Source organism: Pseudomonas sp. GW822-FHT02G04, assembly GCF_058802085.1.
This window is the reverse complement of the sequence record NZ_JBXANU010000059.1, coordinates 1-722: the sequence shown is the minus strand read 5'-3', so window position 1 is coordinate 722 and position 722 is coordinate 1. Positions and strand designations below refer to the sequence as shown.

The following is a 722-nucleotide window of genomic DNA, read 5'->3' as shown; positions in this document are numbered from 1 at the left end:
GTGCAGGAAGACACCACGCTCAGCGTCAGTGGCCAGTTCAGTTCGACCGACATCGACCACGCGGCCACCGCCACCTGGAGCATTGCCGGGTCAAATACCGGCACCTATGGTTCGATCGCCGTGGACGGCAGCGGTAAGTGGACCTACACCCTGGCCAACGGCATCGATGGCGTTGCCAGTGCGGTGCAATCACTGAAGGTTGGCGAGAGTCACAACGAAGTGTTCAGCGTCCAGGTCAGCGATGGCCTCGGCGGCGTCGCCACCCATCTGGTGACGGTCACCGTCACCGGTAGCAACGATGCACCGGTGCTCAGTTTCGCAACGGGCAACGATGCCGGCGCGGTACAGGAAGACACCAGCCTCAGCGTCAGTGGCCAGTTCAGTTCAACCGACATCGATCACGCTGCCATCGCTACTTGGAGCATCGCCGGGTCCAATACCGGCAGCTACGGCTCGATCGCGGTGGACGGCACCGGTAAGTGGACATACACCTTGGCCAACGGCACCGATGGTGTTGCCAGTGCCGTGCAGTCGCTGAAGGTTGGCGAGAGTCACAACGAAGTGTTCAGCGTCCAGGTCAGCGATGGCCTCGGCGGCGTCGCCACCCATCTGGTGACTGTCACCGTCACCGGTAGCAACGATGCGCCGGTGCTCAGTTTCGCAACGGGCAACGATGCCGGCGCGGTACAGGAAGACACCAGCCTCAGCGTCAGTGGCCAGTT

At 62.5% G+C, this 722-nt stretch carries 1 protein-coding gene; it reads left to right on the top strand.

The window, feature by feature from the left end:
• On the top strand, positions 1 to 722 hold a 722-nt coding region (locus AC1RO5_RS30885; RefSeq protein ID WP_493179555.1), incomplete at both ends, for a VCBS domain-containing protein.